The sequence below is a fragment of the Winogradskyella sp. genome (assembly GCF_003712105.1).
Classification (GTDB): Bacteria; Bacteroidota; Bacteroidia; order Flavobacteriales; family Flavobacteriaceae; genus Winogradskyella.
On sequence record NZ_RHLG01000001.1, the window covers coordinates 408,936 to 432,101 of the forward strand.

Genomic DNA, 23,166 nt, shown 5'->3' on the forward strand with positions numbered 1-23,166 from the left:
AGTATAAAAAACACTTTCGCTATGAAAAAAATCTTTCTATTGGTTACCCTAATCAGTTTATGTTTCTCTTGTAAAAACGAAGCTAGCAACGAAGAAATTGCTGAGGCAAACAATGCCATTGAGACACCTGCTGAAAAACCTGAATTTGCAATCATCATTCATGGTGGTGCTGGCACAATTCTTAAAAAGAATATGACTCCAGAAAAAGAAGCAGCTTACAAAGCAAAATTAGAAGAGGCCATCAGAGTTGGCTATGATATTTTAAAAAATGGCGGAAGCAGCATAGATGCTGTTGAAAAAACCATAAATGTTATGGAAGATTCACCATTGTTTAATGCTGGTAAAGGTGCCGTATTTACAAACGCTGAAACCAACGAGTTAGACGCATCAATTATGGATGGTAAAACCTTAAATGCCGGTGCTTCTGCAGGTACAACTACAGTAAGAAACCCTATTAACTTAGCAAGAGCTGTGATGGAAAAATCCAAACATGTAATGCTTTCGGGCAATGGAGCAGAAGTTTTTGCAGAAGAACAGGGATTAACTCTAGTAGACCCATCTTATTTTCATACCGATAGACGATTAGAATCTTTAAAGCGCGTTAAAGAACGTGAAGCTAAAGCTTCGACAAGCTCAGCTACCAAGACAGGGAAAGTAGATACCGAATCTGCTTATTTAAATTTCTATGATGCAGATATTAAAAACGCAAAGTTTGGAACTGTAGGCTGTGCAGCTTTAGATAAAAACGGAAATTTAGCTGCAGGAACCTCAACTGGCGGTATGACTAATAAGCGCTATGGTCGTGTTGGTGATGCGCCTATTATAGGTTCTGGTACGTATGCCAACAATGCTACATGTGCAGTTTCGAGTACTGGTTGGGGCGAATATTTTATTAGAGCTCAAGTTGCGCATGATATTTCGGCATTAATGGATTATAAAGGTTTAAGCTTAAAAGAAGCCGCAAAAATTGTACTCGATAAAGTAAAAGACTTAGGCGGAGATGGTGGCATCGTTGCCGTTGATAAAGACGGAAATATGGTTGCTGATTTCAATACAGCTGGTATGTATAGAGCTACCATGAATGATAAAGGCGAGTTAACTATTGGTATTTACAATGATTGAAAGTCTGTAACAATTTAATATCTTTAAATACAAATAGTTAACCAACCTCAAGACTACCATCAACTCTATCTGCTTGTTTACACTAACAAGTGACCACGCTTTTTATACCGTTTTATTAATTCTAAATGTTCAGAATATGAAATTCAATATTTTATGTTTAACAGGTTTTTTATGTCTAATGTTATCTTGTGAAAAGCACCAGCATAAAGAAGAACATACAATTACAAAAACTAAAATCATTGATTTAAGCCATACCTTTTCTGAAGAAACCGTCTATTGGGTAACTGCAAAAGAATTTAAGCTAGATGTGGTTGCTAAAGGTGATACTGAGAAAGGGTTTTTCTATGCTGCCAATAATTTTGAAACTGCAGAACATGGCGGTACTCATATTGATGCACCAATTCACTTTTCAAAAGGCAAGCAATCAGTAGAAGAAATCCCATTAGAAAAACTTGTAGGTCATGCCATTAAAATAGATGTCAGTGCAAATGCAAAAGGCAACCCAGATTACTTGGTAAGTGTAAATGATTTTATCGATTGGGAAAACACAAACGGTAACATTCCTGATGGCGCTATTGTGCTTTTAGAAACCGGACATTCTAAACATTATCCTGATAAGCTTAAATATCTTGGCACAGACCAACGCGGGCCAGATGCTATTAAGCTCTTACATTTCCCAGGGCTTTCGCCAGAAGCAGCAACTTGGCTAGTAGAGAACAGAAGTATAAATGCTATTGGTATAGATACGCCAAGTATTGATTATGGCCAATCAGAGTATTTTAAAAGCCATGTCATTTTACTCTCTGAAAATATACCTGCTTTTGAGAATATCACCAACCTAGACCAATTACCTGCCAAAGATTTTGAAGTGATAGCACTACCCATGAAAATTAAAGATGGTAGTGGCGCTCCATTACGAATTATTGCTAAAGTTAAGGATGAGAGATGATTAAATTCTTCCGTAAAATACGACAACGCTTATTGTCTGAAAATAAATTCAGTAAATACCTTATTTATGCTTTTGGGGAAATTATTTTAGTAGTCATTGGTATTCTTCTTGCCTTACAGATTAATAATTGGAACCAAGAACGTACGCAACAAAAAGCAGTTAAAACAGCTTTAGAACAGATTCAAAATGAGCTGTTGAACGATTTAACCCAAAGCTATAATCTTACCGCTTATCTAGAACGTAAGGACAGTATTATTGAACGCGTGTTAAAAGACGAGGTTACTGAAAACGACTATAAAACCTATGGTAATTTACGCTATTTGATAAGAAATACCAGAGTATTCACATTAAACAGAGATGGTTATACAAGTTTAATGAACATCATTGATGAGTCTAAGTTTAGTAACCCTGAGCTTTTAAGTGCATTAAAAAATCTTTACGTTGACCGTAACAAAAATCATGAGCGCGTTAATGGATGGTTTAGCGATTTCGTACATGAATACAATAATGAACTGACTAACAATTATTTATGGCATTCTTCAACCGATGCACTTATTGATAGCCTTACTCAATCTGAAATAGACTATCTACTGTATGACCCGTTATATAAAAACAAAGTAGCACGGTATAGAAATTTGGGTATAGGAAATCTTAATAATGATAATTATGGGCTACAAGTAGTAATGGCTCACCTATATAATTCTATTTCAGAAGTAACAGAAAAAGGAATTGACAATAACATCATTGCCTCCTATTTTAAAAGTCCTACAGACTCTATTTCTGCTCCATTTTTAGGAACCTATACTTATGATGGTGATGAGAGTTTCAAGTTATTTCAAGAGCAGGATTCTCTTAAAATACAAATTTTTCCCTCTGACCAAGTTTTTCATTTAGTGGGTGGCCAACGCAATCGCTTTCAAATTTATAATTCTTCTTTTCAATTTGTGATTGTAAATGATTCTACGCTTCGCGATGTTTCGACGTGGCGCGTAAGATATAATAAGGTTAAGGACAATTAAATTATGATTAAATTCTTTAGACATATCCGCAAATCACTTTTAGAACAAAACAAAATGGGTAACTACTTTAAATACGCCATTGGAGAAATACTACTTGTCGTAATTGGAATCCTCATTGCTTTACAGATAAATAATTGGAACGAGAATAGAAAGAAAATAGATCAAGGACAAGTCTTAATGCAAGAACTCATAGAAGAGTTTAAACTTCATATAGATGCATTTGACTATGGTTTAGAAAATCAGATTGAAAGTTTCGAAAGACAACGGGCAATCTTTGAAATTAAAGATTTAGAAAAGGTTAGAGTTGATAGCTTAGCATACATTGTTGGTGTTGCGAATATCGATATAAATATTTCATCCAACACTTATGAAAAAATCAAAAATCAAGGCATTGGAAAACTAACTGATAATGACTCTTTGAACAAAGCTATTAATTACCACTTAATGGAAAGAATAGGATTATATAACAGACGTATTGACTATTATTTAGAACGCAATAAAGCAAGAATTGACTACATCAATGAATCAAATATCCTGTATCGGAATAATTTAATCAAAGGATTACCAAAGGTAAATGATGAGGATATTAAAAAAAGTGTTTTGAATTTTCTTAACGAGAAACGGACTAAAGGTATGATAGTAACTTCCTACTATGACAAAATCAGTGCTATTAATTACCTCATAGAAAAGAAGAAAGCTTGGATAGAGCTCATGCAAGCTATACACAAGGAGTTGTCCTTATCAAAGCCATATATAGAGCCATTACCAATTTTCGATAACTATTTAGACTATAAAATAGAGCAATGATTAAATTCTTTAGACATATTCGTAAAAGACTGCTATCCGAAAACCGATTTAGCAAATACCTTATTTATGCTATTGGTGAGATTATATTGGTAGTCATTGGTATTGTAATAGCCTTACAGCTTAATATCTCTTACACCAATAAGCAATCTCAAAATACTATCCGTAAGTATCTGAGTGAACTTAAAAAGGAAATCGGTCAGAATGGAGGTATTGTTAATGGTTGGATTGGTGAATTGAATAGAAATATTGAAGTATCCAACAGATACCTAAAAATCATAAATACCCAAACACCGAATACTGTACAGGATTCCACACTGATAAATATGATTGGTGAACTTGGGCCGACAAATTTGTATCCATTAGCCAATTCAGTGTTCGATGATTTCAATTCTTCAGGATTAATCAATTCAATAAAAAACGACTCTTTAAAGCGTGCTGTTATTCTTATTGAAACACGTATTAATTCATACAACTTTGCAAAAGAGGAACTGGTAGAATCTTGGAACAAACAACTTCTACCGTATTATACAAAATACGCCAATTTAATGCAGGTTTTTGACTCTATTCAGTCAGAGAAAATTCCTCCAAGTTATATCAAGTTAGACCGAGTTGACTTTATAAATAATAAAGAGTTCAATAATGTAATTATGAGCCGTATGATTACTTCATCCAATTCTTTGTATCGCTTAGAAAGAATCAAAACACGTTTCGAAGCGTTGCAAAACGATATCGATAAATACTTAGAGACCAATGATTAAATTTTTCCGTCGCATACGCCAAAAATTAGTGGTTGAAAACCGCTTTAGCAAATACCTCATCTATGCTCTTGGTGAGATTGTACTTGTTGTCATTGGAATTTTAATTGCCCTTCAGATTAATAACTGGAATGAAAACAATAAAATAGAAAAGGATATTAATGGTTCTTTACGCGCCATGATAGATGAGCTCAACGAAAATGAGACGTATTTCAAGTATGCCAGTAATCATGCTCAAACCCGAAAAGATGGTATTCAAAAGATTCTCGACGGGAAGGCGTCAAATGATGACAAAAGGTTAATCTTAAACAAATTTGGTCAAAGTGTTAATTCAAAACCATTCAACAAAATATTCGAATTGTTGAAGGATGAGAAAAAACTACAGTTAATAAAAGACAAAGCGCTAATTAAAAACATTAATAAATTTTATGAGTATAATTTACTTGGTTTAGATGATTTGGCAGATTGGCATAAGGGTTTTGTAGGCGACAATATAGATCCTTTCATCATCGAAAACATACCATCAAATGACTTTTTGGTAGAACCAGAAATTGTGGATGACTTATTACAAAAAGTAAAGTTTAGAAATATTCTGTCCTATCAAGAAGTAATGTATGAAGCTTATTTACAAGAAGCATCATATGCGCTGGAGAATGCGCAAAGTCTCAGAACTGATATTGAAAAGTACTTAGAAGTTAATGATTAAGTTTTTCAGACATATTCGTAAATCCTTATTAGAAAAAAATCAAATGGGAAAATACTTTAAATACGCTATTGGAGAAATACTACTTGTAGTTATTGGAATTTTGATTGCTTTACAGATTAATAATTGGAAAGACGCTAAAGAGAATAAAAAAATCGAATTTAATTATTTAAAAGGCATCGTTTCTAACCTCAATGATGATATTGATGAGCTAGAAGAATTACTAGCTAATGACTCACTCACCATCAACGCCTATACACATATCCTGAGGCCTTTTCAAGGTAATGAGATCAATCTATATAGCAGGGCTTTTCTAACAAGTTTAGGATATGTACAATTAACCCCTAAATTTGATGGTAACAGTATCGTTTTTGAAGACATGAAATCTTCAGGAAAAATTAACTTTATCCAATCTGATGCACTTCGTTTTGCTTTGTTTGAATACTACAACTTGAGTCAAAAAAATAATGAGGTTCACAAAAAGAATAATGTTCTTATCAATAATCTAATTGCAAAAGCTTTTACTAACAACTTGGATATAAATTCTTTAGTTGAAGGGTTTTTGTTTCGCGATAATTGGAGTGCACAATTAGACCCGCTAGACTTATCATTCTTTCTAAAAGACAAACAGAATGTCGAAGTAAAAGCCTTTGCTAATAGAGTCTCTACAATGAAAGGGTTAAGAAAAATGAATCACAATTCTAGTTTTAATACCAACCAAAGAGCTAGAAAATTAAAGGCGCTTATTGAAAATTATTTAGATGGAAAAGAAATTGACTTTACAACAAAAGTCTCACCCAAAATCTTACTAGCAATACAAAATGACGATGCAGAAAAGCTCACTAAGCTTATCTCTAAAGAAGACCTCCATACATGTTTTGAAATTCAGGCAAATTACCCCATTAATTTACTAGCATTAAGTATTGAATCTAACGCTTTGCAATGTGCAAAATTGTTAATTGACAAGGACACCGATTTAGAACAAGCATGCTATGATAAGACTGCTCTTATGTATGCCGTTAAATATGGACACTTGGATTTGGTAAAATATCTATTAAAAAAAGGAGCTGACATTAATAAAATTTCAGTTGAAGGTAATACAGCTATGTATTATGCCAAACGATACGATCATCCCGAAATTGAGCAATTTTTGATTAATTACAAAACAGCAAATGATTAAATTAACAGAACCTAAATACTATTAATAACCCTGAAATAATGAAAGCATTAAAACTTTTGACAATCTGCTTGCTATTTATAGCAGTAGATGGCTACGCACAAAAACGAAAGAAAAAAACAACTACGCCAGCTATTAAACTAGCAGACTCTATGTTTCATGGCCTCAAATGGCGTAACATTGGTCCTTTTCGTGGTGGACGTAGTGTTGCCTCTACTGGCGTTATTGGGCAACCGCAAACCTATTATATGGGTTCTACAGGTGGTGGTGTTTATAAAACTACAGATGCAGGTATTACATGGAAAAATATTTCGGATGGACAGTTCAAAACAGGCTCTGTTGGTGCCATTGCAGTCTCAGAAAGTGACACAAACATCGTAGTGGTTGGTATGGGCGAACATGCTGCTCGTGGTGTCATGACCTCTATGGGAGATGGCGTTTACAAATCCATGGACGCAGGAAAAACATGGGTGCATATAGGTTTAGAAAATACGCGTCATATTTCGGATGTGATTATTCATCCTACAAATCCAGATATTATTTATATCAGTGCTCAAGGGGCACAATATGCTCCAACCAAAGAACGCGGTATTTACAAAACAATCGATGGCGGAAAAACTTGGGAACAAATACTGTTTGTAAACACAACCACAGGGGCATCATCAGTATCAATGGATATGACTAATCCACGAATTCTTTACGCATCCATGTGGCAACACCGTCGCTATCCGTGGTTAATAGAATCTGGTGGAGAAGATTCAGGTTTATACAAATCTATTGATGCGGGAAACACTTGGGAAAAATTAGAAAAAGGCTTACCAAAAGAATTCGGGAAGTCTGGTATTTCGGTATCTAGAGCAAATCCAGAACGTGTATTTGCAGTTATTGAAGCAGAAGGTAAAAAAGGTGGTGTGTATCGTTCTGACAATGCCGGAAAAACATGGAAACAGGTTAATGGCAATCGTGTAAATATTGCACGCTCTTGGTATTACATGGAAATATTTGCTGATCCTCAAAACGAAAATGTGGTTTATGTTTTAAATGCGCCAGTAATGAAATCAATTGATGGCGGAAAAAGCTTTGCTAATATTCCTGTGCCACATGGAGATAATCACCATTTATGGATTAATCCTTACGACAATACAAACCTCATTAACTCTAATGATGGTGGTGCTAATATTTCGTTTAATAGCGGAAAAAGTTGGAGCACGCAACAAAATCAACCTACATCGCAATTCTATCGTGTTATTACGGATAATTTAGTGCCTTACAATGTGTACGGTGGCCAACAAGACAATTCGGCCATTGCCATTGCCAGTCGCACAAATGATGCTGGTATCGACTGGAAAGATTGGTACTCAGTTGCTGGTGGCGAAAGTGCATTTATTGCTTTTGACCCTGATAATCCAGAAACGGTATATGGCGGAACATACCAAGGTAATATTAGCAAATGGACAAAATCGTCTCGAGAGCAAAAGTCTATTAAAGAATACCCAGAACTTGGGCTCAGTATTGCCCCTAAAGATTCAAAATACCGCTATAATTGGAATGCACCAATTATTACTTCACCACATAATAGATCAACCATTTATCATGCAGGGAATGTGGTGTTTAAAACCACAGATGGTGGTACAAACTGGACAACTGTTAGCCCTGATTTAACCAAAAACGAAAAAGACAAACACGGACCTGGTGGAGCGCCTTTTACTAATGAAGCTGCTGGCGGCGAAAATTATAATACCATCACAGTATTAGTAGAATCACAGCATGAAGAAGGAGTGCTCTATGCTGGTACAGATGATGGCTTATTACATGTTACCAAAAATGGCGGTACGGATTGGGAAAATATTACACCAAAAGGTATCGAGGATGGCATCATAAATAGTATAGATGTATCTGAGCATGATGCTAGTACAGCTTATGTGGTAATTATGCGCTATAAATCTCAAGACCTTAAATCTTACATTTTTAAAACTACAGACTATGGTCAAACTTGGACTAAAATTGTAAACGGCTTAGATGACCCTAATGGCTTTGCAAGGGTTGTTAGAGCCGATAAAAAACAAAAAGGATTATTGTACGCAGGTACCGAAACAGGATTATATATCTCTAACGATGACGGTGCACATTGGCAACGTCTCAACTTAGGATTACCAGTGGTTGCTATTAATGATTTAACCATACAAGATAATGACTTAGTTGCGGCAACTTCTGGTCGTGGCTTCTGGATTTTAGACGACTTAGGCGCATTACAACAAATGGGAACTTCGCAAAAATCCGTTGAAATATTTAAGCCTAAACCTAGCTATCGCATTTTTGGTGGTGTGTCTAAAGCTACAGGTCAAGGTCAAAACCCAAAATCTGGTGTTACTTTCGATTATTACTTAGATAAGGATGCAGATACGTTAGACCTTAAGCTCGAAATCTTACAAGGTTCAAAAGTGATTAGAGCCTACACAAACAAAACCCCAAAAGGTTTTAAATCTTGGCCTGGTGGACCAAGCAAACCACAAATATTACCAGCAAAAAAAGGGTATAACCGATTTACTTGGGACTTTAATAGAGACGCATTACCATCTATAAATAAAGTTTTTGTGTTTGGCGGACATGGAGGCTCTAGTGTAGCTCCTGGAGATTATAAATTAAGATTGACTTTAGATGGTGAAGCTGTGGAAACCATGGCTGCTATTCTTCCAAATCCAGCAATTAATTCAACTTCTAGTGATTTTGCTGAACAACAAGATATACTAGTAGCTATTGAAAATACGGTGAGAGATATGCACCAATCTGTAAACCAGATGCGCTCTGCAAAAGCTCAGCTTAATAGCTACGCCAAACTTTTAAAAGGTAATGACAATGCCAAAGCCTTGATTGAAAAAGGTAAAGCCTTAACAAAGCGCATTAATAGTTGGGAAGAAAATCTTATTCAAGCTAAGCAAAAAACCTTTCAGGATGTGATTAATTTTAATAACAAACTCAATGCACAACTCATTAATTTAAAAGGCTATATAGACCAAGCAAACCCTAAAGTTACAAGTGGCGCTAAAGAACGTTTTAAGGACTTAATGCAAGATTGGAACGTTTATAAAAACGAACGTGATGCTATTATAAATACAGAGATGAGCGCTTATAACGACTTGTATAAATCTCTCAATTTACCAGCACTTATTCTTAAAAAGAATGACTAATGATTAAATTCTTTAGACATATTCGCCGTTCACTAATCCAAGAAAATAAAATGGGAAAATACTTTAAATACGCTATTGGTGAGATTGTACTTGTGGTTATTGGAATCCTCATTGCTTTACAGATTAATAATTGGAATGAGAACCGAAAAGACAGAGCTGAAGAACTCAAAATACTAAAGAGTCTACATAAAGAAGTTAAATCTAATATTGCAGCTTTTGATTTCGACTACACAATTCAGCAGAGAAATATGAAGGCGATTCAAAATGTAGTCATATTAAGACCATCATTATATACTCTGGGGCAATTAGATTCCATATTTTCATCTACAAGACCACATAGTTATAACGCCTCTTTTGGCATCTTAAATAGTATTGTTAGCACAGGAAAAATAGAATTAATTACTAATGACTCTCTAAAAGAAAGTATCTCTGAGCTTAAGGACTATATTATAGATTATAGAGAAGATGAAGACAAAACTCTAGACATGGGCACTTACATCACCAAACTCTGGGTAGAAGACGAGTTTTATATAGATAATGAGATATTAATGGGTGTAAGACCAAGAACAGCATTAGAAGAGCAACAAGACAAACAAAAGTATATTGCACTTTATAATTCACCTAAAATTAAAAAAGCCTTTTTATCAATGCTTACTCTTAATGCTGGTGTTATAGAAGAAGGTGGACGATTAAAGCACCGCTTTACGAGATTATTAGAAACTATCGAGAGTGAAATTCAACGATTAGGTAATGATTAAATTCTTTAGACATATAAGGAAATCATTGTTAGAACAAAGCAAAATGGGAAAATACTTTAAATATGCTATTGGCGAAATTATTTTGGTAGTCATTGGAATTTTGATTGCGCTTCAAGTAAATAATTGGAATGAAAATAGAAAGTTGATAAAACAACAGAAAGGATTAACGGCATCAATTAAGAAAGACTTAAAAGCAGATATTACCTATTTGAATGAATACATAGAGAAGCTCCGAAGAGACTATGAAATTCTACAAGACCAATCAATAAAAGTTAACCGCATATCCTACAGTAAAGATTCTCTCATACATTTTTTAAAAAAAGAAATCTATATTTTTTCGGTAACCTTTGAAGGATTTAATAACAACTCTTATGAATCTATAAAAACATCCGGTAAACTGGACATTTTAGATGAAGCACTAAAACAGCCCTTATATGAGCTTTCTATTTTACAGAGCGTCAACTATGATAAAAATCAAGGCTTGGCAAATGATTATTATGATGAAATAGAAAATCTTGTTAGGTATTATCCAATACAAGTGCCTTTTGCCTTTATCAAAGATACTTCTCAAAATGATTTTGTTTGGAAGAATATGAATAAGAAAGACATGATACTAAACCTTAATTCTTGGGGAACCGTGAAAGCAAACTATTTAAGAGTTACTCTTGGAGATTTTATTAAGATTTTAGAAAAAACAAAGGTTGTTTTAAAACTATTAGAATAATGATATGATTAAATTCTTTAGACATATTCGTAAATCCTTAATTGAAGACAACAAAATGGGAAAATATTTTAAGTATGCTATTGGTGAAATATTACTCGTAGTTATCGGCATTCTATTAGCGCTACAAATAAATACATGGAAAGAGTCAAGAGCCAATCGTCAGTTAGAGATACGCTATTTAACCAATATGCTAGGAGAATTAAGAACCGACTCTGTTGGTATTAATAACAAGCTTAACCAAGTTATGAGACAAGCCCAGACTAAAAATCAATTTTTAGATATGGTCAAAGGCAAAACAGAGGTAGATTCGTTATTTGAATACTTTAAGATTCAATGGGCACCTATTTTTCCTTATAAAACTTTAAATGCCACATATAGTGAAATGACCAGTAGCGGACATCTCGCTATCATTAGAAATGACCCTTTACGAGAGCAGATAATAAAAACGTATAATCAGTTTGATGATTTAAAAGAAAATGAGGCATTTTTTATAGATTTTTATTCTGAGCAAATAACTACTATGAGCGCTTATTTTCGTGATATGTACAACCCAACTTATGATGAGATAATAAATATTGGCCAACATGGAGAATTAACTAATAGCATTAGACTTAATGGTGCCAACTCGCGAGCAGAATTTTATAAAAAAGCAATGTTAGGCTGTGAAGAATTAATAAAAAGTATCAACGATTATAAACAAAACATTGAATGATTAAATTCTTTAGACATATTAGAAAATCATTGTTAGAAAAAAATCAAATGGGAAAGTACTTTAAATATGCTATTGGTGAGATACTACTTGTAGTTATCGGGATTTTAATTGCATTACAAATTAATAATTGGAATGAAAATAGAAAAGAAAGAATCTATGAAACTAAAATTTTATCTGAAATCAGAAAGGACCTCTTGTTAGACTCCATATACTTTAATGCTTTAAAAAGTAGAGCCAAAATTACACTACGTGGTGTAAATGAATTGAGAGCAATAAATACAAGTGGGGATTTTATTTCTGACTCAATATGTAGTTCATACTCAAGGCTAGGAATTGGTGTTAATTATAGCTACCGCAACGGATCTTATGAATCTCTAAAATCTGTTGGATTAGATAGAATATCAAATGATTCTTTACGAAATCAAATTTCTAAAATTTATGACTTTACTTTTCCAAGGAATAAAGAACTAGTTTACAATATTCAAAACAGTAGAGATGATAAATACTTGAAAACTTTTGAGGAATTCTTTTATTATGATATTAACACCAAAGGTAATGTTATAACTAAACCTAAATTAAAAATATCTGGAGAAGATATTTATAGAAGTTTAAGCTTTACCACTACGATAGTATTTACAGAATCTTATGCAGAAGAACTTTTAATACGCTTAAATATAGTTCTAGGTCATATTAGTGATTTACTCTTAAATCTAGATAAAGAATTAAATAGTAATGATTAAATTCTTCAGACATATTCGCCGCTCACTTTTAAATGAAAATCGTATGGGAAAATACTTTAAATATGCCTTTGGTGAAATATTGCTTGTAGTAATCGGAATCCTTATTGCATTGCAGATTAATAATTGGAATGAATCTAACAAAGCCAAAAAAACAGAAGTTTATGTGTTAACCGAAATCCTAAATAACCTTGAAGAAGATAGTGATATACTTAAACATATGATACAAAAAAGAGAGAAGGCAAAAACTTCTGTATCGAAAATGATATCTTATTTAGAAGAATCGAGTATTTCGCAGGATACCTTAGAGGCCGATTTACTAAATATGCTAACTTTTGAACGTTATTTCCCAATAAACAATGGTTATGAAATATGTAAATCAAAAGGATTAGAGCTTTCAAACAACTTACTAATTTCAAAAATATCACGCTACTACAATTATGAGCAACCCAAGGCAAACAAAAGCATTATCGATGTGGAAAATGCTATTTTGGAAATCCTTGAAGACACAAAAAGTATAAGTCGGTTTATTGAAGTATTAACGCTTAACGAAGAAATAAAACTCACAAATTACCAAGACGAGCAGTTCTTGGCGGAACTTAAAACAGAAACTGTAGCCTTTAAAAACAATAACGTAGGAACATTGTCTGTCATAAAAGATTTATATGACATTAATAAATCATTGAGAAATGAAATTAGAGATGAAATAGGGCATGATTAAATTCTTTCGCCACATACGTCGTTCACTAATTAACCAAAATCAAATGGGAAAATATTTTAAATACGCTATTGGTGAAATACTGCTTGTAGTAATCGGAATCCTAATAGCATTGCAGATTAATAATTGGAATGAGAATCGAAAAAACAGGGCTCAGGAGCAAGAAATCTTAACTCAATTATTTTCAGAGTACGGTAGTAATTTAGAACAAATTGAAAGTAAAATAAGTTTAAGGGACGATGTAATAAAATCATGCATAAAACTGCTAAGCTATACTCAAAACCCTCCTGAGAATCTTTCTCCTGATAGTATAGATTATCATTTATCACGCGTTGTTCTCAGACCAACTTTCGATCCGCAATTGGGTGTAAGTAATGAACTCATTAACTCTGGAAAGCTTTATCTATTGAGTAATCCTCAGTTGCGAAATAGCATTTCGTCATATCCAAGTTTTTTAAAAGAACTAAATGAAGAAGAAATGAATATTTTTAGGATTACGGAAGAACAATTATTTCCATTTCTTGTAGCTAACTATCAAATTGGTGGTTTGAGCACGCAATTTTTATTTGATGAAGAGCTTAGATTACGCTTTACAATAGGAAAAGAACTAAGCGATTTCTCAGATTTAGAAGACCTTATTCCTAAAGCCGATTTCACCAATCTGCTCAGCCATCCAGACTTCGAAGACCATATTGCCCGGATTCTTGGTATGACGCCATACACTAATGAACAGTCTATTGGTGTTAGAACCAAAACACAAGAGATTTTAGAATTGATAACTTCTTCTCAAAAGCAAAGAGATGATTAAATTCTTTAGACATATTCGTCATTCACTAATCCAGAAAAATCAAATGGGAAAATATTTTAAATACGCTATTGGTGAAATTCTGCTTGTAGTAATCGGAATCCTAATAGCATTGCAGATTAATAATTGGAGTGATAAATCGAAGCTCATGGAGCAAGAAAAAGTATACTTAAAACAGTTACTCCATGATTTCATGGCTAATAAAGAAGGAATAAGTTATTTTAAAAAAGCCTATGAGGGAGAACTAAAACATCTAGACGTGATACTTAGGCACACTGGGCCAAATGTTGAAATACCTTCTGATAAAATTTTTGATTCTATTCAAAATTTAAACACGCCAAATGTTGAATTATTATATGCTACGACTGAAACTCAGACCGATTTAAATTTAGATTTAATATCAAATAACAATTTAAAACAAACAATTAAACGGTTTCCTATAACCTATAAATTCTACGACGGTAATGAAAGAGGTTTGGATGAATTGGTGATAGAACAAAGAAAAATTCACCAACAGTATATACCTCTAATAATAAATGAAAATAAAAACTATGGTCAGGAATTCCATCCTATCGATACTGTTGGATTTTTAAGAAATAAAGAATTCCAAAATATAACTGTAGACCGTTTATGGGTGACCCGGACGGCTATAAATAGATTAAAAAGTGTAGAACAACATAATGACTCTATAGTAAAACTTATAGAAATAGAATTGAGCAAGCATGATTAAATTCTTCCGTCATATACGTCGCTCACTAATCCAAGAAAACAAAATGGGAAAATACTTTAAATACGCTATTGGTGAAATTGTTCTTGTAATGATCGGAATTTTATTGGCATTACAGATTAACAACTGGAATCAGAATCGTCTTAATACAGACTTAGAATCTTTATACTATAAACGACTTTTAGATGATGTAAGAGAAGAAGAACAAATTCTTGAGGCTATTATTAATTATTCTAATCAAGTTACTTTTCATGCAAAAAGGGCAATAGCAGTTTTCGAAAATTCTTCAAAGGCTGCCGATAATCCTGTTGAAAATATAATAGATATGTATCAGGCAAGTCAATTTACAGATTCATATTCAGCAGAATCAACTTTTAAAGAATTAATTGCTTCTGGTCAAATAAATCTCCTACAAAATGACAGTATAAAAACTGCATTAATTAGATATTATGATGCTGAATGGGCTGAATCTGGAACCTTTACATTTAAAAATAAGTATAGAGAGAATCTAAGAGGAAAAATGCCAGATGATATTCAAACACAGATTCGAATGAATTGTGGCGATATATATCTAAAAAAAGGAAACAGTTATCTCATAAGCTTACCTGACAAATGCAATATTGATCTGGATATTAATATTGCAAAATCTGTAATAGATGAGTTACGCACGGACGAGAGTTTAAAAAAAGATTTAAGGTATCTAATCGGTAATGAGGAAGGAAAAATGAATGATTTAAAACCAATAAAGAAGCAACTGAATAACCTTATTTCACTTTTAGAAGAAATTAATAATGAAAATCAATGATTAAATTCTTCCGTCATATCCGTCGCACACTAATCCAAGAAAACAAAATGGGAAAATACTTTAAATATGCTATTGGCGAGATTATTCTTGTAATGATTGGTATTCTATTAGCACTCCAAATTAATAATTGGAATGATCATAGAAAATCAGTATCCGACTCCAAAATACTCATCAACGAAATGATTAATGATTTGGCTTCAGACACACTCTATTTAGAAAATGCTGAAACCAAATTAAAACGAAGATTAAAACTTGAAGAATGGATATTATTCAAAACCTCTTACACGCTTAAAGACATGGATTCTATTAAGATGGCTATAGATGGTGGTTATTTCGATTTCTATATCAATGACCGTACGTTTCAAAAAATTCAAAATTCGGCACAATCAAAATTAATTGGGTTTGATAATCTTTATAAAGCAATTGCCGATTATTATACCATTACCAAAAAACGTATCGAAAAAAATACCGAATACGAAATTCGAGAAACTACCAGAAAGGACATCGGTATCTGGGACAAGTTTGCAAAAGAGATTGAAATAGATGCGGTTTTTAATACCGATTATACGGGTCGTGCATTAGATGTCACTTTCCCTAAAATTAAATCTACGGATGAGCAAAACCAGAAGATTATTGACCTCATCTCTACAATTGAAGCTCGTAATTACCTTAAACAAAACTATGGGCGTCATCTATTTCTGTTTGTCTATTTTAGAGATACTAATAAAAAGGCTAAAGCTCTAATTTCCGATATACAAAAGGCTTTAGAAGACGATTAAATTCTTCAGAAATAGTCACTGTTAATTAATACAAAAAAATAAAACTGTTTGTCATTCCTGCGTAGGCAGGAATCCACAAATTAATTCAAAAGCACTATAAACAGTCACCTTCTTCAACTTTAAGAACAATTTAACAAGACCTCAAAATCTAAATGTTAAAACTCACGCGTATCTCTTTTAACAAGAATAGGCCTACATCTTGATTTTAAAGTTCTCATTCAACTGAGAACAAGTATTAATTTAAAATCCACACATTATGTTTTTAAGAGTTTTAGTAGTGGCATGTTTTGCACTAAGTGTTGCATCTGCCCAAGATATCCAGTATGTATTTGCAGAAAACGGATTAGTAATAAGAGAACAACCAAATCAAGGTGCTACCAAAATTGGCATATTAGATTACGGTACAGCAGTAGAAGTTATTGAGTATACAGATTTGTCTTTAGATGTTAAGGACAAAAATAAAAAAGTGTCAGGGCAATGGGTAAAAATAAAAGGTCCTGAAGCTGGCGAGTACTTTAGAGAAGGCTACATTTTTAATGGTTACCTAACCGAAAGCAAAATAGAAAGTCCGCTTAAAGTGTACTCAGATGCTTTCACTGTTTTTATAGATGAATTAGGTAGAGATGCAGAATTAAAAACAGTTAATGATACATCAACTTTATTCAGTATTAAACAAGGTATATCACTAGAAGATAGATACCTTAAAGTAAAGCATCATCAAGAGTATAGAACTATCGAAGTGTTTCAAAGCTACAGAAATAGTATTGCAACGAAATCTAAAGATGGAGATGTTGAGGTTATAGATTTTCAACACTACAATTCAAGCTGGAAGCCTCTAAAGATGTTACCGTCTTCAGATAATGTATTTAAAACCAAAGTGCTTTCTAAAAAAGATAGCAAACGATTCGGAACCATTGACGACGCTAAGCTAAAAGCACACTTAGAAACTAATGATGATGTGTCTTTTAATATAGTACCGAGCCAGATAAAGCTTAAAGTTCTTATGACAGATATTGATGGCTATAAGACTGAAAAAATTATCATTTTTGAGTTACCTTTAAAGGCGTAGCAGTATTTTTTAACAACAACAGTATCACAGTAATATTCTAAATCATGCAAATCAGAAAGTTATTTACTGCCCTTGCCATCCTTGTGCTAGTTGCGGCCTGTAAAGAAAAAGTAGACACAGATAACATTTTTAAGTTTAGGGATTATATAAGTTACACAACGTCTGGTGTGGTTTCAGTCGCTAGCCCAATTAAAATTGTTCTTGCAGATGAGGTCGAATCCTGGGAAATGGGGCAAGATTTAGATACTGATTTGGTTAAAATAAAACCTTATGTTCAGGGTAAATTACAAGCCCTAAATAAAACCACTCTTTTATTTACACCAGATGAATCGCTTGATTCTGATACTGAATATACCGTTACTGTACAAATCGGAAAGGTTTTTAATAAGATTCCGAAAGAGTTTAAATCTTATACCTTTCAGTTTAAAACCATAACACCGAGTTTTAATATTAATACTGCCGATTTGCAATCGTATAGCAAAGATTGGCAATATGTACTAGCACAATTACGCTCGGCTGATGTTATTACATTAGAAGATGCTAAAAAATTAGTGTCTGCTTCCCAAAAGGGAAAAAACTTAAAGCTGGTTTGGAATGAAGCTTCAGATGTTTCAAAATATTTCGAATTTAAAATAGATAGCGTACAACGCTTTGTAGAAGATAGTAAAATTGATGTATCCTGGAATGGTAGTGCTATCGATGCCGAAAATAAAGGCGAAAATTCTATTACCATTCCAGGTAAAAACAACTTTACTATTGTAGATACGGAAGTATTTCAGTCTCCAGAACAGTATCTATCTATCAACTTTTCGGACCCATTAAAAAAACAACAAAATTTTGCGGGTTTAGTTACAATCCAAAAATCCAAAAATCCAAAATATGTTGTGGATGGTAATGTACTTAAAGTCTATCCAGATGTCAAACTTGTTGGTGATATACAAGTTGATGTCTTTACGGGAATTATTAATACTGATGGTTTTAAGTTGAAAAGCAACTTCTCTGAGCGTTTAACTTTTGAGTCGCTTAAACCTCAGGTACGACTTCTTGGTAACGGTACTATTTTACCAAATTCTAAAGACTTAAAGTTCAATTTTGAAGCAGTAAACCTTAGTAAGGTCGATGTGAGAGTCATCAAGATTTTTGAAGATAACGTTCTACAGTTTTTACAAAACAACAACATAAATAGTAACGACCGTTATGGTATTCGCAATGTTGGACGTCGTATTGCTAAAGAAACCATAACACTTGTTGAAGATGAAACTCAAAACACAGGTAAATGGAAGTCTTATAGTATAGATTTATCACGATTTTTTACAGCAGATGTTGGTGCAATTTATAGAGTAGAATTAAGTTTTAAACGCGACTATTCGTTATACGATTGTAAGGCAAATGTTTCGGAATCTTCAGAAGAGGATTATTATGATGACTATTATGACGATGATTACTATGCTTCGGAAGACATTACGGAAGAGCAGCAAAATCAGTTAGAAGAAGATTATTGGGATAACATTAATTACAATTATCGTAATACTAACTACAGGTGGCGCGATAAGGATAATCCATGTACAGATTCTTATTACAACTACTCCAGTAGAATTGTTTCTCAAAATCTCATTGCTTCAAACTTAGGTGTAGTTGCTAAAAAAGGTACTGCAAACAAATATTTATTTGCCGTTACAGATATTTTATCTACCGATCCAGAAACAGGTGTAAGCGTAAGTCTATATAATTACCAGCAGCAACTACTAGTAAAAGGCATTACCAATCTAGATGGTATCACAGAAATAGAGTCCGACAAGCGCGCGGCTTTCGCTATTGCTAAAAAGGGTGCAAATACGAGCTATGTGAAATTAATGGATGGTAATTCTTTATCCTTAAGTAAGTTTAATGTGTCAGGTAAAAAATTACAACGCGGACTTAAGGGCTATATTTATGGCGAACGTGGTGTTTGGCGACCAGGCGACAGTCTATTTCTAACATTTGTGCTTAATGATAATGCCAATAAATTACCGCAACGCCACCCAGTAAAATTAGAAATTACTGATCCAGTTGGTAAGCTAGTACATCGTCATGTATCCGTAGATAATGTAAATCATTTTTACGATTTTAAAGTACCTACAACTGCAGAATACAAAACAGGAAACTACTACGCTAAAGTATCTGTTGGAGGTGCGACATTTTCTAAAACACTTAAAATTGAAACGGTAAAGCCTAATCGATTAAAAATCAAAATAGATTTTGAAAATGAAGTCTTAACAAACAATTTACCACTTAAAGGTGATTTGAATGTAGCTTGGTTGCATGGTGCGCCTGCCAAAAATATTAAGGCTGAAGTTAAAGCAAAATTCACATCAAGAAGCACAAGTTTTGAAGGGTATAAGGATTATATATTTTCTGACCCAACACGAAGATTTTCAACCGAAGAAACTATTGTGTTCGAAGGAAATCTAGATGCTAATGGTAACACTAAAATTAATCGCAAACTCAATATTGGCAAAAACGCACCTGGAATGCTTAATGCACAGTTTTTGGTCAGAGCCTTTGAAAATGGCGGTGACTTTTCGTTAGATGCATTTACCATGCCTTATGCGCCGTACGATAGTTTTGTAGGATTAAAATCACCTGAAGGCACTAATTACGGGTCGTATTATACTGATGAAAACCACACGTTCGATATTGCTACTGTAAACTCTGATGGTAAACCTCAATCAAGAAAAGGATTAGAAATTAAAGTATATAAAATTGAGTGGCGTTGGTGGTGGAACTCATCTTACGATAACCTATCGCGTTATGTGTCTAGCACATATCACAGACCTATTCAGCAATTCACTATAGATACCGACAGTAAAGGAAAAGCAAACTTCAAGCTTAATATCCCTGAAAGAGATCGTGGTCGCTACCTCATTAGAGTTTTAGACCCTAAGAGTGGTCATGCTACTGGCCGTACCGTTTATTTCTATAAAAACTGGTGGCAAACAACACCTTCGGCAGATAAAGATGCTGCGAAAATGTTGGTCTTCTCTACAGATAAAGATAATTACGACGTTGGTGAAACGGCAAAACTAACATTCCCATCTGGAAGTGAAGGTCGCGCATTAGTTAGTATCGAAAACGGCAGTGAAGTGATCGATTACAAATGGGTAGAAACAAAACCTGGAGAGACTACAATAGACATTCCTGTAACTGCAGCCATGGCACCGAATGTGTTTTTAAATATTTCCTTGCTTCAGCCGCATGATGTAACAACTAACGATTTACCAATTCGTTTATATGGTGTTATCCCAATGTTGGTTGAAAATCCTGGAACACGATTATCTCCACAAATTAGTATGCCTGATAAGATTCGTCCAGAAAGTGACTATGAGATCAAAGTTTCAGAAAAAGATAACAAAGCAATGACATACACCATTGCTGTTGTAGAAGAAGGTCTGTTAGATTTGACTAGATATAAAACACCAAATGTTTGGGATAGTTTCTACGCTCGTGAAGCTTTGGGTGTAAAAACCTGGGATATTTTTGATGATGTAATTGGGGCATATTCTGGAAGCATTGATCAAGTATTTGCTATTGGCGGTGACGGTAGTGCTGCTAAGGCTAAAAACAAAAAGGCAAACAGATTTAAACCCGTAGTGACTTACCTAGGTCCATTTACTTTAGATCGAGACCAAACCAACACACATAAGCTTAAAATGCCAAACTATGTAGGTGCTGTTAGAACCATGGTTATCGCAGGAAATAATACTGCTGAAGCTTATGGTAATGCTGAAAAATCAGTTCAGGTAAAACAACCCTTAATGGTATTGGCAACTCTTCCTAGAAAGTTAAGTCCGGGTGAAAAAGTAACACTACCTGTGACTGTTTTTGCAATGGAAAACAAAGTGAAGAACGTTAATCTTCAACTAAAACTCAGTGATGGCATTTCTGTAAAGGGTGAGGCTTCACAGACCTTAAAATTTAATAATCCTGATGAAAAAATGGCTTATTTTGAGTTAGATGTATCTAAAGCAAAAGGCATAAATACTATTGAAGTTGTTGCATCTGGTCACGGTGAAAAATCGACTTATAACGTTGAGATAGATGTAGAAAATCCTAATCCAATAACTTCAAAAATTATTGATAAGGAACTTCAAGCAAATGCCACGCAAGATGTATCATTTACAACTTTTGGAGTCTCAGGAACAAACTCTGCAACAGTAGAATTTTCAACATTACCGCCAATGGATTTCAATAAACGATTAGCATATCTCATACGTTATCCTCATGGCTGTGTTGAGCAAACCACTTCGAGTGTGTTTCCACAATTGTTCTTAGAAGACATTTTTGATTTAACCCTTAATAAGAAAAAAGACATCCAAGAGAACATTAAAAGTGGTATTAATAGATTATCTAATTTTCAACAACCTAATGGTGGATTAAGTTATTGGATTGGAGAAAACAGTGCTAACGATTGGGGCACTAGTTATGCAGGACATTTTATGCTCGAAGCAGAGAAAAAGGGTTATGTACTACCTCTAACTTTTAAAAGCAATTGGATACGTTACCAAAAACAAGCTGCTAGAGATTGGAGACCAAGTTATAGATACTATCGTAATGATTTAGCCCAAGCCTACAGATTGTATACCTTGGCTCTTGCAGGCAGTCCTGATTTAGGAAGTATGAATCGACTTAGAGAGTTCACAGAACTGTCTAATGACGCCAAATGGCGATTAGCAGCTGCTTATGCTTTAGCAGGACAAAAAGAGGCTAGTGATGCAATCTCTAAAACAGCAAATATAGATTTTGCTCCTCCAAAATCTAATTACTACACCTATGGTTCGTTGGATAGAAACAGAGCTATGGCTCTAGAAACAATGCTGATAACAAATAACCCTAAGGCAGCTGATATGGCAAAATCAATTGGTAAATCATTGTCTAGCGACCAATGGATGAGTACACAAACTACCGCATATTGTTTGCTTTCGATTGGAAAGTTAATAACCAAAAATGGCGGTAAGGATTTAAGTCTAAGCTATTCTATAAACGGAAAAACGGAAACCATATCGAGCAAAAAAGGTATTGCTCAACGCGAAATACCTGTAGTTGATGGCAGCAACAATATTACGATTGAAAATAAAGATGGTAATGTGATTTATGTACGAGTATTAAACTCTGGAAAATTGAAGTTAGGAGAAGAATTACCCGTAAAACGTGGCTTCTCTATTTCTACAATATTTAGAGATTTGCAAGGCAATAGAATTGATGTTTCAAAATTACAGCAAGGACAAGATTTTACAGCTACAGTAAGTATTACCAACCTCAATAATGAAACAGTTAAAGATGTAGCTTTAACTCAAATTTTCCCATCGGGTTGGGATATCGTAAACACGCGTTTTACCGACTTTGGAGATACTACAGTTAGCAAGGCTCGATATACAGATATTAGAGACGATCGTGTCAATTTTTACTTCGATATGAAGCCTAAAGGAAAATATGGTACTAAAACCTTTACCGTATTACTTAATGCGTCTTATTTAGGAACTTATTATCTTCCTGGAGCACAAGCAGAAGCTATGTACGACAATGATTATTTAGTAAGAAATAAAGGCCGTTGGGTCACTGTTGAAAAGTAAATG

The 23,166-nt window shown here is 33.8% G+C and carries 19 protein-coding genes; all 19 read left to right on the plus strand.

Features of this window, described 5'->3' with window-relative positions; genetic code table 11:
* Nucleotides 1-21: 21 nt before the first annotated feature.
* The 19 genes from ED556_RS01995 to ED556_RS02085 all read left to right on the plus strand — a co-directional run bounded on the left by ED556_RS01995 (nt 22) and on the right by ED556_RS02085 (nt 23,163).
* Nucleotides 22-1,122 (plus strand): isoaspartyl peptidase/L-asparaginase family protein, encoded by a 1,101-nt coding sequence (locus ED556_RS01995; protein ID WP_296318865.1) that lies wholly within the window; start codon nt 22-24, stop codon nt 1,120-1,122.
* 136 nt (nt 1,123-1,258) lie between these two features.
* On the plus strand, nt 1,259-2,071 hold the full coding sequence (locus ED556_RS02000; protein WP_296318866.1) for a cyclase family protein: 813 nt from the start codon (nt 1,259-1,261) through the stop codon (nt 2,069-2,071).
* Entirely contained in the window at nt 2,068-3,090 is a 1,023-nt protein-coding gene (locus tag ED556_RS02005) for a DUF6090 family protein (RefSeq protein WP_296318867.1), read from the plus strand. Before ED556_RS02000 ends, ED556_RS02005 begins: the two co-directional genes overlap by 4 nt.
* A 3-nt stretch (nt 3,091-3,093) precedes the next feature.
* Nucleotides 3,094-3,897 (plus strand): DUF6090 family protein, encoded by an 804-nt coding sequence (locus ED556_RS02010; RefSeq protein WP_296318868.1) that lies wholly within the window; start codon nt 3,094-3,096, stop codon nt 3,895-3,897.
* Nucleotides 3,894-4,655 (plus strand): hypothetical protein, encoded by a 762-nt coding sequence (locus ED556_RS02015; RefSeq protein WP_296318869.1) that lies wholly within the window; start codon nt 3,894-3,896, stop codon nt 4,653-4,655. The genes ED556_RS02010 and ED556_RS02015 overlap by 4 nt, the downstream gene beginning before the upstream one ends.
* Nucleotides 4,648-5,358 carry a DUF6090 family protein gene (locus tag ED556_RS02020; RefSeq protein WP_296318870.1) on the plus strand — a complete coding sequence of 237 codons (711 nt, stop codon included), beginning with the start codon at nt 4,648-4,650 and terminating at the stop codon, nt 5,356-5,358. The genes ED556_RS02015 and ED556_RS02020 overlap by 8 nt, the downstream gene beginning before the upstream one ends.
* Nucleotides 5,351-6,535 carry a DUF6090 family protein gene (locus ED556_RS02025; protein ID WP_296318871.1) on the plus strand — a complete coding sequence of 395 codons (1,185 nt, stop codon included), beginning with the start codon at nt 5,351-5,353 and terminating at the stop codon, nt 6,533-6,535. The genes ED556_RS02020 and ED556_RS02025 overlap by 8 nt, the downstream gene beginning before the upstream one ends.
* Before the next feature lie 38 nt (nt 6,536-6,573).
* Nucleotides 6,574-9,720, plus strand: a complete 3,147-nt coding sequence (locus ED556_RS02030; protein WP_296318872.1) for a glycosyl hydrolase — start codon at nt 6,574-6,576, stop codon at nt 9,718-9,720.
* Nucleotides 9,720-10,478 (plus strand): DUF6090 family protein, encoded by a 759-nt coding sequence (locus ED556_RS02035; protein ID WP_296318873.1) that lies wholly within the window; start codon nt 9,720-9,722, stop codon nt 10,476-10,478. Before ED556_RS02030 ends, ED556_RS02035 begins: the two co-directional genes overlap by 1 nt.
* Before the next feature lie 43 nt (nt 10,479-10,521).
* The gene (locus ED556_RS02040) at nt 10,522-11,202 is read left to right on the plus strand and encodes a DUF6090 family protein (protein WP_296318874.1); all 681 of its coding nucleotides are present in this window, start codon (nt 10,522-10,524) and stop codon (nt 11,200-11,202) included.
* Between the two features lie 4 nt (nt 11,203-11,206).
* Entirely contained in the window at nt 11,207-11,914 is a 708-nt protein-coding gene (locus tag ED556_RS02045) for a DUF6090 family protein (RefSeq protein ID WP_296318875.1), read from the plus strand.
* On the plus strand, nt 11,911-12,654 hold the full coding sequence (locus tag ED556_RS02050; RefSeq protein WP_296318876.1) for a DUF6090 family protein: 744 nt from the start codon (nt 11,911-11,913) through the stop codon (nt 12,652-12,654). Before ED556_RS02045 ends, ED556_RS02050 begins: the two co-directional genes overlap by 4 nt.
* Nucleotides 12,647-13,372, plus strand: a complete 726-nt coding sequence (locus tag ED556_RS02055; RefSeq protein WP_296318877.1) for a DUF6090 family protein — start codon at nt 12,647-12,649, stop codon at nt 13,370-13,372. The genes ED556_RS02050 and ED556_RS02055 overlap by 8 nt, the downstream gene beginning before the upstream one ends.
* A gap of 43 nt (nt 13,373-13,415) precedes the next feature.
* Entirely contained in the window at nt 13,416-14,177 is a 762-nt protein-coding gene (locus ED556_RS02060; protein ID WP_296318878.1) for a DUF6090 family protein, read from the plus strand.
* The gene (locus tag ED556_RS02065; RefSeq protein ID WP_296318879.1) at nt 14,170-14,904 is read left to right on the plus strand and encodes a DUF6090 family protein; all 735 of its coding nucleotides are present in this window, start codon (nt 14,170-14,172) and stop codon (nt 14,902-14,904) included. The genes ED556_RS02060 and ED556_RS02065 overlap by 8 nt, the downstream gene beginning before the upstream one ends.
* Complete coding sequence (locus tag ED556_RS02070; protein ID WP_296318880.1) at nt 14,897-15,706, plus strand: DUF6090 family protein; 810 nt, start codon at nt 14,897-14,899, stop codon at nt 15,704-15,706. Before ED556_RS02065 ends, ED556_RS02070 begins: the two co-directional genes overlap by 8 nt.
* Nucleotides 15,703-16,485, plus strand: coding sequence for a DUF6090 family protein (locus ED556_RS02075; RefSeq protein ID WP_296318881.1), 783 nt, complete (start codon nt 15,703-15,705; stop codon nt 16,483-16,485). The genes ED556_RS02070 and ED556_RS02075 overlap by 4 nt, the downstream gene beginning before the upstream one ends.
* Before the next feature lie 256 nt (nt 16,486-16,741).
* Complete coding sequence (locus ED556_RS02080) at nt 16,742-17,554, plus strand: SH3 domain-containing protein (RefSeq protein ID WP_296318882.1); 813 nt, start codon at nt 16,742-16,744, stop codon at nt 17,552-17,554.
* A gap of 44 nt (nt 17,555-17,598) precedes the next feature.
* Nucleotides 17,599-23,163, plus strand: a complete 5,565-nt coding sequence (locus ED556_RS02085) for an MG2 domain-containing protein (RefSeq protein ID WP_296318883.1) — start codon at nt 17,599-17,601, stop codon at nt 23,161-23,163.
* Nucleotides 23,164-23,166 lie beyond the last annotated feature (3 nt).